Annotated in this window: 13 protein-coding genes; 1 reads left to right on the top strand and 12 read right to left on the bottom strand. The window is 68.7% G+C overall.

All coding sequences use genetic code 11. The features are described from left to right. The first annotated feature begins 225 nt into the window (after window positions 1–225). Window positions 226–1,047: a posphoenolpyruvate synthetase regulatory kinase/phosphorylase PpsR gene (ppsR, locus tag QRD43_RS10080; protein WP_285982339.1), complete on the top strand. Its 822-nt coding sequence runs from the start codon at window positions 226–228 to the stop codon at window positions 1,045–1,047. A gap of 294 nt (window positions 1,048–1,341) precedes the next feature. Here the strand turns inward: ppsR and QRD43_RS10075 are convergent, their stop codons facing one another. Genes QRD43_RS10075 through uppS form a run of 12 tightly spaced genes read right to left on the bottom strand, consistent with a single transcriptional unit; the run spans window position 1,342 to window position 13,166 of the window. Continuing rightward, a complete protein-coding gene (locus QRD43_RS10075; protein ID WP_285982338.1) occupies window positions 1,342–2,124 on the bottom strand; it encodes a TrmH family RNA methyltransferase in 783 nt (260 codons plus the stop codon). Beyond that, window positions 2,121–2,747, bottom strand: a complete 627-nt coding sequence (gene rnhB / locus QRD43_RS10070) for a ribonuclease HII (protein ID WP_285982337.1) — start codon at window positions 2,745–2,747, stop codon at window positions 2,121–2,123. The genes QRD43_RS10075 and rnhB overlap by 4 nt, the downstream gene beginning before the upstream one ends. Continuing rightward, window positions 2,719–3,864 carry a lipid-A-disaccharide synthase gene (gene lpxB, locus QRD43_RS10065; protein ID WP_285982336.1) on the bottom strand — a complete coding sequence of 382 codons (1,146 nt, stop codon included), beginning with the start codon at window positions 3,862–3,864 and terminating at the stop codon, window positions 2,719–2,721. Before lpxB ends, rnhB begins: the two co-directional genes overlap by 29 nt. A 2-nt stretch (window positions 3,865–3,866) precedes the next feature. After that, entirely contained in the window at window positions 3,867–4,655 is a 789-nt protein-coding gene (lpxA, locus tag QRD43_RS10060; RefSeq protein ID WP_285982335.1) for an acyl-ACP--UDP-N-acetylglucosamine O-acyltransferase, read from the bottom strand. Window positions 4,656–4,701: 46 nt separating this feature from the next. Next, the gene (gene fabZ, locus QRD43_RS10055) at window positions 4,702–5,166 is read right to left on the bottom strand and encodes a 3-hydroxyacyl-ACP dehydratase FabZ (RefSeq protein ID WP_285982334.1); all 465 of its coding nucleotides are present in this window, start codon (window positions 5,164–5,166) and stop codon (window positions 4,702–4,704) included. Then, window positions 5,163–6,200, bottom strand: coding sequence for a UDP-3-O-(3-hydroxymyristoyl)glucosamine N-acyltransferase (gene lpxD / locus QRD43_RS10050; protein WP_285982333.1), 1,038 nt, complete (start codon window positions 6,198–6,200; stop codon window positions 5,163–5,165). Before lpxD ends, fabZ begins: the two co-directional genes overlap by 4 nt. Further along, on the bottom strand, window positions 6,201–6,695 hold the full coding sequence (locus QRD43_RS10045; RefSeq protein ID WP_285982332.1) for an OmpH/Skp family outer membrane protein: 495 nt from the start codon (window positions 6,693–6,695) through the stop codon (window positions 6,201–6,203). Window positions 6,696–6,709: 14 nt separating this feature from the next. Next, window positions 6,710–9,025: an outer membrane protein assembly factor BamA gene (gene bamA, locus QRD43_RS10040; protein ID WP_285982331.1), complete on the bottom strand. Its 2,316-nt coding sequence runs from the start codon at window positions 9,023–9,025 to the stop codon at window positions 6,710–6,712. A 12-nt stretch (window positions 9,026–9,037) separates the two neighbouring features. Continuing rightward, a complete protein-coding gene (gene rseP, locus QRD43_RS10035; protein WP_285982330.1) occupies window positions 9,038–10,402 on the bottom strand; it encodes an RIP metalloprotease RseP in 1,365 nt (454 codons plus the stop codon). After that, a complete protein-coding gene (ispC, locus tag QRD43_RS10030; protein ID WP_285982329.1) occupies window positions 10,402–11,598 on the bottom strand; it encodes a 1-deoxy-D-xylulose-5-phosphate reductoisomerase in 1,197 nt (398 codons plus the stop codon). The genes rseP and ispC overlap by 1 nt, the downstream gene beginning before the upstream one ends. Further along, on the bottom strand, window positions 11,595–12,440 hold the full coding sequence (locus tag QRD43_RS10025; RefSeq protein WP_285982328.1) for a phosphatidate cytidylyltransferase: 846 nt from the start codon (window positions 12,438–12,440) through the stop codon (window positions 11,595–11,597). Before QRD43_RS10025 ends, ispC begins: the two co-directional genes overlap by 4 nt. Continuing rightward, entirely contained in the window at window positions 12,441–13,166 is a 726-nt protein-coding gene (gene uppS / locus QRD43_RS10020) for a polyprenyl diphosphate synthase (RefSeq protein ID WP_285982327.1), read from the bottom strand. Window positions 13,167–13,179 lie beyond the last annotated feature (13 nt).

The raw sequence follows: 13,179 nt of genomic DNA, 5'->3' as shown, positions 1-13,179 counted from the left end.
CGGGGGGCGAGCGGCGCGTCCTTCGGCGCAGCACTGGCAACAGACATCACCCGAATCAAGGCATGCGCGGCTCCACCATTTCTGGATTCTGCTTGGAGGAGGAGCGGCTGCATGGCGCTTGCGTGCGGTTGGGTGTGGCGGTCCAGCGATCGAATGCGACCGATTCTACGGGCATCAGCTTCTATGATGGAACACCACGAAACCAGGTTTCCGGAGAAACAGGACATGCCCAATCGCACCGTGTATTTCGTCTCGGACGGCACCGGGATCACCGCTGAAACCTTCGGGAACTCGATCCTGGCGCAGTTTGGCGGCAAGCCCCGCCACGTGCGGCGCCCTTTCATCGACACCGCCGACAAGGCCCGGCAGGTGGTCCGCGAGATCAATGACTTGTGCGATAGCGAAGGCCAGCGCGTCATCGTCTTCGCGACGCTGGTCAACACCGAGGTGCTGGACGTCGTGCGCGCCCAGTGCCGAGGCCTGCTGCTGGACATGTTCGGCACCTTCATCGCCCCGCTGGAAGAGGAGCTGCAGATCAAGTCCAACCACCGCGTGGGCCGCTTCTCGGACGTGGCGAAGAGCCAGGAATATCACGACCGCATCGAGGCCATCAACTTCTCGCTGGCCCATGACGATGGGCAGTCCGCGAAGAACCTGGACACGGCGGACGTCATCCTCGTGGGCGTGAGCCGCTGCGGCAAGACGCCCACCTCGCTGTACCTGGCCATGCAGCACGGCATCAAGGCCGCCAACTACCCGCTGATTCCCGAGGACTTCGAGCGCGGCAAGCTGCCCTCGACGCTGAGCCCGCACAAGCGCAAGTGCTTCGGCCTGACCATCGACCCGGAACGCCTCTCACAGATCCGCAACGAGCGCCGCCCCGGCAGCAAGTACGCCGACATCCTCAACTGCCGCTACGAGGTCAACGAGGCCGAGACCATGATGAAGCGCGAGGGGATCTCGTGGCTGTCCTCGACGCACAAGTCCATCGAGGAAATCGCGACGACCATCCTCCGCGACATTCGCCCCGACAGACTGATCTATTGATCCCCCCCTACTCGCTTCGCGCCCTTGCAGGGCGCACCGGACCAGAGGCCCGGTCCTTCGGCAGGCACAAACGCCACGGCGTTTGTGTCCGGCCTCAGCCCCCCAGGGGGCGCACCCGCAGGCCCGGCTTACTGACCACCCCCTGCTCGCTTCGCGAGCCCCCTCAAGGGGGCACGCACGGCGGCCCGGCAAAGCCGGATCCGCGTGCGTCGCCCTGAGCGGAAAGGCCCGGCTGCTGCGCAGCGGGCCTTTCCTTTTTTTTGGCGCAGCGCCGTTGTGATCGGCGCCCGAGAGTCAGGCCAACAGCCTTTGGCGGGCGCTTTCGTAGAGGCAGATGCTCGCGGCGCTGCCGACGTTGAGCGATTCCTCGCCGCCGGGCTGGGGGATGCCCACGGTCAGCGTGCAGCGCTGCATCAGCTCGGGCTGGACGCCCTGCCCTTCGTGGCCCATCACCCAGGCGCAGGGGCTGGGGAGCTGCACGCGGTGGAGTTCGGCCTCGGCATGCGAGCTGGTGGCGATCAGGGGGAGCTGCAGGCGGTCGAGGTCGGCCGGCTGCAGGCCCTCGACCAGGCGCAGGCCGAAATGCGCGCCCATGCCGGCGCGCAGCACCTTCTGCGACCACAGCGCGGCCGTGCCCTTGAGCGCGGCGATCTGGCGAAAGCCCATGGCCGCGGCGCTGCGCAGGATGGTGCCCACATTGCCCGCATCCTGCAGGCGGTCCAGCACCACGGTGTCCATGCCGGGCTGCAGGGAAGCGTCCGACGGCAAGGCCATCTCGAAGCCCATGCGCGCCGGGCTTTCCAGGCCGCTCAGGCCCTGGAACAGGCTCTCGTTGACGACCAGCACCAGCGGCGCCTGCTCGGCCAGGGCCAGCAGGGACGGATCATGGCAGGCCCCCTCGGTGATCACCGCCATGGACGGCGTGCAGCCGCGCTGCAGGGCCGCCCGCGCGAGGTGGTCGCCCTCCAGCCACACGCTGCCAAGCTTGCGATAGGCACTGGCCTCCTGAGCCAGCTTGCGCAGGCGCTGGAGCTTGGGGTTGTCGCGGGCGCTGATGTGCTGGAGCTGGGGCTTCATTCGAGGAGTGCTTTCACGGGGCCGAAGCTGCGGCGGTGCCAGGGCGTGAGGCCGTGCTCGCGCAGGGCCTGCAGATGCTCGGCGGTGGGATAGCCCTTGTGCCCGGCAAATCCGTACTCGGGATGGCTCTCGTGCCACTGCACGCACAGGCGGTCCCGGTGGACCTTGGCCAGGATGGACGCGGCCGAGATGGCCTGGACCTTGGCATCGCCCTTGACGATGGCCTCGGCGGGGATCTTCAGCGTGGGCAGGCGATTGCCGTCCACCAGGACCTTGGCGGGCTTCAGGCGCAGGCCCTCGACGGCGCGGCGCATGGCCAGCATCGTCGCCTGGAGGATGTTGAGCTCGTCGATCTCCTCGACACTGGCCTCGGCGATGCAGCAGCACAGGGCCTTGGCGCGGATCTCGTCGAAGAGCTGCTCGCGGCGCTTCTCGGTCAGCACCTTCGAATCGGCCAGGCCGGCGATCGGGTGCTGGTCGTCGAGGATGACGGCGGCCGCCACCACGGGCCCGGCCAGCGGACCGCGGCCAGCCTCGTCCACGCCGGCCATCAGGCCCGGCGCATCCCACAGCAGCCCCAGCTGATGCGGGGGCTCAGGACGCGAGGACTTGCGCGATGGCATCGGCAGCGCGCTGCGCGGTGTTGCAGCGCAGGGTCAGGTGTTGCTCATGGAAGGTGGCGATGGCCGCGTCACGACGGGCCGGGTCGTCCAGCCAGGCCAGGCCTTCGCGGGCCAGAGCCTCGGGCGTGCAGTCGTCCTGCAGCAGCTCGGGCACGACAAATCGCCCGGCCAGCACATTCGGCAGGCCCACCCAGGGCTGCAGGCGCTTGCCCTTGATGCGCCACCAGTTCAGCGCATGCAGGCGGTAGGCGATCACCATGGGCCGCTTGAACAGCGCGGCCTCCAGCGTGGCGGTGCCGCTGGCCACCAGCGTGATGTCGCAGGCGGCCAGCGCCTCGTGGGACTGGCCGTCCAGCAGCGTGAGGTCCAGATCCGGCGCATGCTTGCGGACCAGGGGCTGGACCAGCGCCTGCAGGCCAGGCACCACCGGCATCACGAAGCGAAGCTCGGGGCGGACCCGGCTCATCAGCACGGCGGCCTGCAGCAGGGGCTCGGCGATGTAGCGGATCTCGCTCTTGCGACTGCCGGGGAGCAAGGCCACGACGGACTCGCCCTCGCCCAGCCCGAGCTTGCCCCGTGCGGCGGACTTGGGCGGCTCCAAGGGGATGACATCCGCCAGCGGATGGCCCACATAGCTCGCCGGGATGCCGGCCTCGGCCAGCAGGGCGGGCTCGAAGGGGAAGAGGCACAGCACGTGGTCCGTCGAGGCCCGGATCTTGTTCACGCGCTCGGCGCGCCAGGCCCAGATCGAGGGGCAGACGAAGTGGATGCTCTTGATGCCCGCGGCCTTGAGCTTCGCTTCGAGCGCGAAGTTGAAGTCCGGGGCGTCGATGCCGATGAAGGCGCGGGGCGGGTCGGCCAGCAGGCGCTCGCCGAGCGCCTTGCGGATGCCGAGGATCTCGCGCAGGTGCAGCAGCGCATCGACATAGCCGAAGACCGACAGCTTGTGGTGCGGCCACCAGGCGTCGAAGCCCTGGGCCGCCATGCGCGGGCCGCCAATGCCGGCCGCCTGCAGGGCCGGCCAGCGCTCGCGCAGTCCTGCCAGCAGCAGGCCGCCGAGCAGGTCGCCGGAGGCCTCGCCGGCCACCAGGCTGAGGCGGGGCGCGGCCTCAGTCATGCTCAGCGGATGATGCCGCGCGTGGCGGTGTTGAGAAAGTCCAGCATCAGCTGGATGGTGTCCTTCGCGGCGGCCATCTCGCCCTGCAGCGCCATCATCTCCATCTTCGCCTGGTCGACGGTGAGGCCGCGGCGGTAGAGGATGCGGTACATCTGCTTGACGGCATTGAGCTGCTCAGGAGAGAAGCCGCGGCGCTTGAGGCCTTCCAGGTTGAAGCTGCGGGCCTCGGCCGTGTTGCCGGCGGCCATGATGAAGGGCGGCAGGTCCTGGAAGAGGATGGAGCCCATGCCCGTCATGCTGTGCGCGCCGATGTGCACGAACTGGTGCACCACCGTGAAGCCGCCGAGGATGGCCCAGTCGCCCACGTGCACATGGCCGGCCAGCTGCGCGTTGTTCGCGAAGATGGTGCGGTTGCCGACGACGCAGTCATGGGCCAGGTGGACGTAGGCCATGATCCAGTTGTCATCGCCCAGGCGGGTGATGCCGGCGTCCTGCGAGGTGCCACGGTTGAAGGTGCAGAACTCGCGCACGACGTTGCGGTCCCCCACGATCAGCTGCGTGGGCTCGCCGGCGTACTTCTTGTCCTGCGGCGCGGCGCCGATGGAGCTGAACTGGAAGAACTGGTTGTCCCGACCGATGGTGGTCGGGCCCTCGACCACGCAGTGCGGGCCGATGCGCGTGCCGGCATCGATCTTCACGCCGGGCCCGATGAGGGTGAAGGCCCCCACCTCGACCGAGCTGTCCAGCTCGGCCTTGGGGTCCACGACGGCGGTGGGATGGATCTTGCTCATCGACAGCGTTCCAGAGTAATCGGCGAAAGGGGCGGCGCGCCGGGCCTCAGGCCTCGATGCGGCGCATGGTGCACATCAGCTCGGCCTCGCAGGCGATGTCTTCACCCACGTAGACCTTGCCGGTGTACTTGAAGATGGAGGCCTTGGCGCGGTCCAGGGTCACGTCCAGCACGAGTTGGTCGCCCGGCTCCACGGGGCGCTTGAAGCGGGCACCGTCGATGCCGGCAAAGTAGCAGACGGTCTTGTCGTCCAGCTCGGCGTCGAGGCTCACCAGCGTCAGCACCGTGGCCGCCTGGGCCATGGCCTCGAGCATCAGCACGCCCGGCATCACGGGGCGGTGCGGGAAGTGGCCCATGAAGTAGGGCTCGTTGATGGACACGTTCTTGAGCGCACGGATGCGCTTGCCCTTTTCGATCTCCAGCACGCGATCCACCAGCAGAATGGGGTAGCGGTGGGGGATCTTGGCCAGGATCTGATGGATGTCCATCTTGGTATCGGTCGCGGTCGTCATTCTTTTCTCTCTAAGGCGCGCAAACGGTCGCGCATGGCATGCAACTGTCTCAGGGTTGCTGCATTCTTTTCCCAGCTGGCATTGTCGTCGAAGGGGAAGACGCCGCTGTACTGGCCGGGCTTGCTGATGGTGCGGGTGACCACGGTGGCGGCGGACACATGGACGTGGTCCGCGAGGCTCAGGTGCCCCAGCACGATGGCGCCGCCGCCCACGGTGCAGTGGGCGCCGATGCGCGCGCTGCCGGCCACGCCGGCACAGCCGGCCATGGCCGTGTGGGCGCCCACGTGGACGTTGTGGCCGATCTGGACGAGGTTGTCGAGCTTGACGCCCTCCTCCAGGATGGTGTCGCCGAGGGCGCCGCGGTCGATGCAGCTGTTGGCGCCGATCTCGACGTGGTCGCCGATGCGCACGGCGCCGAGCTGCTCGATCTTCTCCCAGCGGCCCTGGCTCGGCGCGAAGCCGAAGCCATCCGCGCCGATGACGACGCCGCTGTGCACGATGCCGTGGGCACCGATGTGGCAGTCGAAGCCGACCGTGACACGCGGCGCGAGGCGCGTGCCCGCGCCGATGCGTGCCCGCGCCTCGATCACGCAATGGGCCCCGATGCGCGCGCCGTCGCCGATCACCGCGCCGGCCTCGATCACCGCCAGGGGGCCGATGTCCACGCCCTGCCCCAGCTGCACGTCGTCGGCGATCACGGCCGACGGGTGGACGCGCGCCGGTGCGAGCGGCCGCACGCGACGGGCCCACCACTGGGTCAGGCGGGCGAAGTAGAGGTAGGGGTCGGGCGTGACGATCACCGCCGCCCCCGGCTGGCGGGCCGCGGCGGCCTCGGCGAGCGCCGGAGCGACGATCACGCAGGCGGCCTGCGTCGTCTGGAGCTGCGACTGGTAGCGCACGTTCGCCAGGAAGGCGATGGCGCCGGCGTCCGCCGTCTCCAGGGATGCGATGCGGCGGATGGGCGTTTCGGGCGCACCAAGAAGATCGCCGCCCAAGGCGGCGATCAGTTCAGCCAGGGTGACGGCGGTGTCCAATCACTTCTGGGCGTTGAGCGCGTCGATCACCTTCTTCGTGATGTCCACGCGGTTGCTGACGAAGCTGGCGTCCTGCAGGATCAGGTCGTACTTCTCGTTGTCGAAGATCTGCTTGACGATGCGGTTCGTGCGCTCGATCAGGGCCTGGAGCTCCTCGCCGCGGCGCTGCTGCAGGTCTTCGGAGTACTCGCGCTTCTTGCGCTGCAGGTCCCGGTCCTGCTCGGCCAGATCACGCTGGCGGCGGCCGCGGTCCGCCTCGGACAGCATCGTGGAGTCCTTGTCGAACTTCTCCGCCGTCTGGCGAAGCTTCAACTCGGCGTCCTTGATGTCCTTCTCGCGACGGCTGAATTCCGTTTCCAGCTTGGTCTGCGCGACCTTCGCGAAATTGCTTTCGCGGGTGACGCGCTCAAGGTTCACGTACCCGATCTTGAGTTCCTGGGCTTGCAAGGTCATCACCGGCGCGGCCACCAGGGCCAGGGCACACAGCGATTTCATCAAGGTGCTCTTCATCAGAATGCAGTCCCGACTTGGAATTGGAATTTCTCGATTCTATCTTTCGCTTCCTTGCGGATCGGCTTGCCCATGCTGAGCTTCAGCGGACCCATGGGGGACATCCAGCTGATGCCGATACCGGCAGAGACCCGGATCGAGTCCAGGGAGACCTTGTACAGCGGGCTCTTGGTGTCCCACACATTACCGGCATCCACGAACGTGAACAGGCGGAAAGACTTGTCGTTGCCAGCCCCTGGAACGGGGATGTAGAGCTCGGCGTTGACATTGGCGCGCAGATTGCCGCCGATGTTGGAGCCCGTCAGGTCGACGGGGCCCAGCGAGTTGGCCTCGAACACGCGCACGGAGCCCAGGCCGCCGGCGTAGTAGTTCTTGAAGATCGGGTACTTGCGCCCACCCAGACCCATGCCCCAGTCCAGCTGGGCGTTGAACATCCAGCTGAACTTGTTGGTGATGGGGAAGAACTGCTGCCACTGCAGGCTGGCACGCGCGTAGCGGGCGTCGCCCAGGGCGCTCATCTCGAGGTTCACGCGCTGGTACTTGCCGGCCGTGGGCGAGATGATGCTGTCCCGCTGCTCGTTTTGCCAGCCGATGGTCATGGGGATGGCCAGGCTGTTGTTGCCCTGCTCGAGCACCTGCAGCTTGTACATCAGCGGGATGCCGGCGTTGGTCGAGATGTGGGTCTTCTCGACGCCCAGGCCGAAGAAGACGGTGTCCAGCTCGGAGAACGGCACGCCGAAGCGCAGCGAGCCGCCGTAGGTGGCGAACTCGTAGACGTCACCGAAGCTGTTGTAGGGCTTGCTGGTGCGGTAGAACACGTCAATGCCGCGCGAGACGCCATCCACGGTGTAGTACGGGTTGACCGTCGAGACCGAGAGGGCACGGCCGGTCTTGGCGGTGTTGACCTCGAGGCCCAGATAGCTGCCCGAACCCAGCACGTTCTCCTCGCGGATGGAACCGGTGAAAGAGATGCCCTGCTGGCTGCTGTAGCCCGCGCCGACCATCACGTTGCCCGTGGGGCGCTCGGTCACGGCGATGGTGACGTCCACCTGGTCCGGTGCGCCCGGGACCTCGGTGGTGTCGACCGTGACTTCCTTGAAGTAGCCCAGACGCTCCACGCGGTCGCGCGAGAACTTGATGCGCGTGCCGTCGTACCAGGCGCCCTCGAACTGGCGGAACTCGCGGCGGATGACCTCATCCCGCGTGCGGGTGTTGCCCGACACCAGCATGCGGCGCACATAGACGCGGCGGCCGGGGTCCACGGTCAGCGTGACCTGCACCTGGCCGGTGGTCTTGTCGATCTCGGGGCGGCTGTCCACGCGGGCGAAGGCGTAGCCGAAGGTGCCGAGGTAGTCGGTGAAGGCGCGCTTGGTCGCGGACACCGCATCGTCCCGGTAGGTCTGGCCCGGACGCACGGCCACCAGGCGCTTGAACTCTTCGTCGCGGCCCAGGAGCTCGCCCTCGAGCTTCACGCCGGTCACGGTGTAGGGCTGGCCTTCCTTGACGGTGACGGCGATATTGATGCTCTGCTTGTCCGGCGAGATGGTGACCTGCGTGGACTCGATCGAGAACTCCAGGTAGCCCCGGTTCAGGTAGTAGGAGCGGATCGTCTCGAGGTCGGCATTGAGCTTGGTGCGCGAATAGCGGTCGCTCTTGGTGTACCAGGTCAGCCAGCCGGTGGTCGTCTGCTCGAGCAGACCGAGCAGCGTGCTTTCCGAGAAGACCTTGCTGCCGAGAATGCGGATCTCGCCGATCTTGGCCGGTTCGCCTTCCGTCACGGTGAAGGCGACGTTGACGCGGTTGCGCTCGAGCGGGGTGATGGTGGTCGTGACCTCCGCGCCGTACAGGCTGCGGGTCAGGTACTGGCGCTTGAGCTCCTGCTCGGCGCGGTCGGCCAGGGCCTTGTCGAAGGGCTTGCCCTCGCCGATGCCGATGTCCTTCAGCGACTTCGTGAGCGCCTCGGTGTCGAATTCCTTGAGGCCGACGAAGCTCACCGCGGCGATGACGGGGCGCTCGTCGATCACGACGACCAGCACGTCGCCGTCGATGTTGATGCGCACGTCCTTGAACAGGCCGGTCGCGAACAGCGCGCGCAGTGCGGCGGCGCCCTTTTCATCGTTGTAGGTGTCGCCCACGCGGAAGGGCAGGCTGGCAAAGACCGTGCCGGGGTCGGTGCGCTGCACGCCCTCGACCCGGATGTCCTTGAGCACGAAGGGATCGACCGCCCATGCATTGCCCGCCTGCAAAGCAGCAGCGAGCGCGAGGGACAGGAGGGAGGGGCGGATGCGCGCGCGCTGGATCAGGTGTGGAGACATGCAGGTGAGAGATCAGTGCAGACCCAGCTTGCGGGTCACGTCGTTGGAAAGGGCCAGAGCCATCATCAGCAGCATCAGGAAGAAACCGGCGCGCTGCAGCCGCTCCAGCCACCACTCGGACACGGGGCGGCCGCTCAGACCCTCGAAAAGATAATACATCAGGTGTCCCCCATCGAGCATGGGCAGCGGCAGCAGGTTCAGGACGCCTAAGCCGACGCTAAGCATGGCCAGCAGCGCGAGGTACTGGTGCAGCCCCACCCGCGCGGCCTGCCCGGCGGCATCGGCGATGGTGATGGGACCGCTCAGGTTCTTGAGCGAGGCCTGGCCGATGAGCATGCGGCCGAAGACCTTGACCGTCATCGCCGACTGCTCCCAGGTCTTGCGAAGGCCGATGAACAGGGCGTCTCCGGCCGGGTGGCTCACCAGCACGGTCTGGGCCGGCGCGCCGACGGCCGCGCGGATGCGGCCGATGCGGGCCTCGCCCTCGACGTCGATGTCGGGCTGCACCGCCACGGGCAAGACCTGGCCCTGTCGTTCGATGCGCCACTGCTGCGCCTGCCCGGGCGCCTGGGCATAGGCCCGGATCAGCCCGACCAGCTGCGCCGCGTCCTGGACGCGCACGCCGTCGATGTCCAGCACGAGATCGCCCGTCCGCAGGCCGGCGCGCGCACCGGCGCCGTCCGGCTCCACCTTGCCGATGACCGGCTCGCGCAGGGGCCCGCCCAGGCCCAGCCGGCCCAGCGTGGCGGCATCCGGCTCGCGGCTGCCCAGCTCGCGCATGTCGAGGCGCACCTCACGGCGGCCGCGGCCTTGCGCATCGGCCATCTGCAGATTCAGCACGGACTGCTCGGTGATGGCCTCGATCACCGGCCATTGCAGGTCCGCCAGCGACGCGACCTCCTGCCAGGCCTGCCCTTCCCGGGCCAGCGCCATCACACGGTCCCCCGCCCGCAGGCCGGCGCGCTCGGCCAGGCCGCCCGGCTTGGGGGATCCCATCACCGCCAGCGGCTCCTGCTGGCCCAGCATGGCCAGCAGTGCGAACAGCACGATGGCCAGAAGGAAGTTGGCCACGGGACCGGCCGCAACGATGGCCGCGCGCTGTCGCAGCGGCTTGTTGTTGAAGGCCTGGGCCCGCTGCTCGGCCGGCACGGGGCCTTCGCGCTCGTCCAGCATTCGCACATAGCCGCCCAGCGGCAGCGCCGACAGGGTGAACTCCGTCGCGTCCGCCGATCGCTGGCGGCGCCACAGGACGGGGCCGAAGCCCAGCGAGAAGCGCAGCACCTTCACGCCGCACGCCCGCGCCACGCTGAAATGGCCGTATTCATGCACGAGGATCAGCACCCCCAGCGCGACGAGGAAGGCCAGCAGCTCCAGCATCAGGCCCTCAGCTGCGCAATGCGCTCACGGGCCGCCAGGCGCGCCCGGGCGTCGAGCGCGAGCAGGCCGTCGAGCGAGTCGCACTGCCCGGCCTCGGGATGCACGGACGCCAGCACGCCGGCATTGACCGCATGGATGTGGTCGAAGCGCAGCTGGCGGTCCAGGAAGGCCGCCACGGCTTCCTCGTTCGCGGCGTTCAGCACGGCCGTCGCCCCCTCCTCGGCGCGCAGCGCCTGCCAGGACAGGTGCAGCCCCGGGAAGCGGCGCTCGTCGGCCTCCTCGAAGCTGAGGTCGCGGCCCGCCAGCAGGTCCAGGCGCGAGGCGCCGGACTCGATGCGCTGCGGGAAGGACAGCGCATACGCGATGGGCACGCGCATATCCGGCGTGCCCAGCTGGGCGAGCACGGAGTTGTCACGGCAGACCACCATCGAGTGGATGATGCTCTGCGGATGGATCAGCACCCGGATCTGCTCGGGCTTGAGATTGAACAGCCAGCGCGCCTCGATCACCTCGAGCGCCTTGTTCATCATGGTCGCGGAATCGACCGAGATCTTGCGGCCCATGACCCAGTTGGGATGGGCACAGGCCTGCTCGGGCGTGACGTCGGCGAGCGTGGCCGGGTCGCGCTGCCGGAAAGGCCCGCCGGAGGCCGTCAGCACGATATGGTCGATGCGCTGGGCCCAGGTCGTGCGGTCCTCGGGGAGGCACTGGAAGATGGCCGAGTGCTCGGAGTCGACCGGCAGCAGCGTGGCGCCGCCCTCCTCCACCGCCTGCATGAACAGCGCGCCCCCGACGACGATGGCCTCCTTGTTGGCCAGCATCAGGCGCTTGCCCGCGCGGGCCGCGGCCAGGCAGGGCGCCAGGCCGGCGGCCCCGACGATGGCGGCCATCACGGCATCCACGTCCGGGTGGGCGGCGACATCGCTCAGGGCCTGGGCGCCGTCCAGCACCTCGGTGCGGCTGCCCTGCTCGGCCAGCAGGCGGCGCAGCTCGCGCGCGGCCGCGGCCTCGGGCATGACGGCAAAGCGCGGCTGCCATTGCAGGCACTGCGCCAGGAGCGCGTCCACGCGGCTCATGGCGCTGAGGGCGAAGACCTCGAACTGCTCGGGGTGGCGGGCCAGCACGTCGAGCGTGTTGGTGCCGATCGAGCCGGTCGAGCCCAGCACGCAGACGCGCTGTCGGCGGGAGGTGTTCATGCGACGAGGGAGTTCAGGGCCAGGGCCAGCGGGAACACCGGCAGCAAGGCGTCGACACGGTCCAGCACACCGCCGTGGCCGGGCAGCAGCTGACTGCTGTCCTTGGCCCCGACGGCGCGCTTGATGAGGGATTCGAAGAGGTCGCCGATCACGCTCATGGCGGACAGGAAGACCAGCGCCAGCAGGCCCAGCGGCAGGCCGAGGCCCGTCAGCAGGCGGGCGTAGAGGCTCGGGGTGTCCGTGTGCAGGCGCGGCTCCAGACCGAAGGTCCAGGCGAGGCCCAGCAGCAGCACGGCGGCCATGCCGGTCCAGACGCCCTCCCAGCTCTTGCCGGGACTGATGGCCGGTGCCAGCTTGCGCCGGCCCATCGTGCGGCCACCGAAGTAGGCGAAGACGTCCGCCACCCACACGAGGCAGAAGACGGAGAGGATGAAGTTCAGGCCGATGCCACGTGCCGTGGCGATCGCCGCCCAGGCCCCCCACAGCAGCACGAAGCCCAGCACGAGACGCCCGGCCCGCGGCAGGCGTGGCCAGCCGGCGGGCCCGAGGCGCAGCGCGTGCGCCGACCCCAGCACCCAGGCTCCGCCCAGCACCCACCACAGCCCGGCCGGCACGGCGGCCAGGCCCGGGCCCAGCAGCGTGAACAGGCACAGCCCCGCCAGCGCAGCGCCCATCGCGAGCGCGGCCGGCTGGGCGAGGCCGTTGAGGCGCCCCCATTCCCAGCCCCCGGCGGCGATGAGCACCAGCGTGACGGCCGCGAACGGCCAGGGCGAGCCGGCGAACAGCGCCGGCAGGAGGATGGCCAGCAGCACGATGGCCGTGATGATGCGGGTTCCGAGCACTCAGGCCTCCAGCGCCGTGTCCGTCTTCACGCCGCCGAAGCGGCGGTCCCGTTCGCGGAAGGCCGCGATGGCGGCGTCCAGCTGGGCCTCGCCGAAGTCCGGCCAGAGGCAGTCCGAGAACACGAATTCGCTGTAGGCCGACTGCCACAGCAGGAAGTTGCTGATGCGCACCTCACCGCCCGTGCGGATGAAGAGGTCCGGGTCCGGCGCATAGCTCATGGCCATGAACTCGGACAGCTTGGCCTCCGTCAGCTCCTCCGGCTTGACGCCGGCCACCAGGGCCGCGCGAGCCGCCTGCACGATGTCCCAGCGGCCGCCGTAGTTGAAGGCGACGTTCAGCGTGAGCTTGCTGTTGTGCAGCGTCGAGGACTCGGCCTCGTTCCAGGCGTTGCGCAGCTTGTCGGAGACCGCATCGCGATCGCCCACGATGCGGATGCGCACACCCATCGCGCCCATGCGGGCCAGGTAGCGCGAGACCGCCGCCAGCACCAGGCCCATCAGGCCTGAGACTTCGTCGGAGGGACGCTTCCAGTTCTCGCTGGAGAAGGCGAACACCGTGAGGTGCTCGATGTTGCGATCGATGCAGGCCTGGACGATGCGCACCAGCGCGTCGACGCCCTGCTTGTGGCCGAAGAAGCGCGGGAGGAATCGCTTCTTCGCCCAGCGGCCGTTGCCATCCATGACGATGGCCACATGGCGGGGGACCGCCTTGCTCTGATCCGTCACGACGCGTGCGGGC

This window comes from Roseateles subflavus (genome assembly GCF_030285365.1).
Taxonomy (GTDB): domain Bacteria; phylum Pseudomonadota; class Gammaproteobacteria; order Burkholderiales; family Burkholderiaceae_C; genus Roseateles_B; species Roseateles_B subflavus.
This window is presented reverse-complemented; position numbering and strand designations above follow the sequence as displayed.

What these genes read in the sequence shown, in the direction of transcription:
- ppsR (WP_285982339.1), top strand. Translation starts at nt 226, where the DNA reads ATGCCCAATCGCACCGTGTATTTCGTCTCGGACGGCACCGGGATCACC.
- QRD43_RS10075 (WP_285982338.1), bottom strand. Translation starts at nt 2,124, where the DNA reads ATGAAGCCCCAGCTCCAGCACATCAGCGCCCGCGACAACCCCAAGCTC.
- rnhB (WP_285982337.1), bottom strand. Translation starts at nt 2,747, where the DNA reads ATGCCATCGCGCAAGTCCTCGCGTCCTGAGCCCCCGCATCAGCTGGGG.
- lpxB (WP_285982336.1), bottom strand. Translation starts at nt 3,864, where the DNA reads ATGACTGAGGCCGCGCCCCGCCTCAGCCTGGTGGCCGGCGAGGCCTCC.
- lpxA (WP_285982335.1), bottom strand. Translation starts at nt 4,655, where the DNA reads ATGAGCAAGATCCATCCCACCGCCGTCGTGGACCCCAAGGCCGAGCTG.
- fabZ (WP_285982334.1), bottom strand. Translation starts at nt 5,166, where the DNA reads ATGACGACCGCGACCGATACCAAGATGGACATCCATCAGATCCTGGCC.
- QRD43_RS10045 (WP_285982332.1), bottom strand. Translation starts at nt 6,695, where the DNA reads ATGAAATCGCTGTGTGCCCTGGCCCTGGTGGCCGCGCCGGTGATGACC.
- bamA (WP_285982331.1), bottom strand. Translation starts at nt 9,025, where the DNA reads ATGTCTCCACACCTGATCCAGCGCGCGCGCATCCGCCCCTCCCTCCTG.
- rseP (WP_285982330.1), bottom strand. Translation starts at nt 10,402, where the DNA reads ATGCTGGAGCTGCTGGCCTTCCTCGTCGCGCTGGGGGTGCTGATCCTC.
- ispC (WP_285982329.1), bottom strand. Translation starts at nt 11,598, where the DNA reads ATGAACACCTCCCGCCGACAGCGCGTCTGCGTGCTGGGCTCGACCGGC.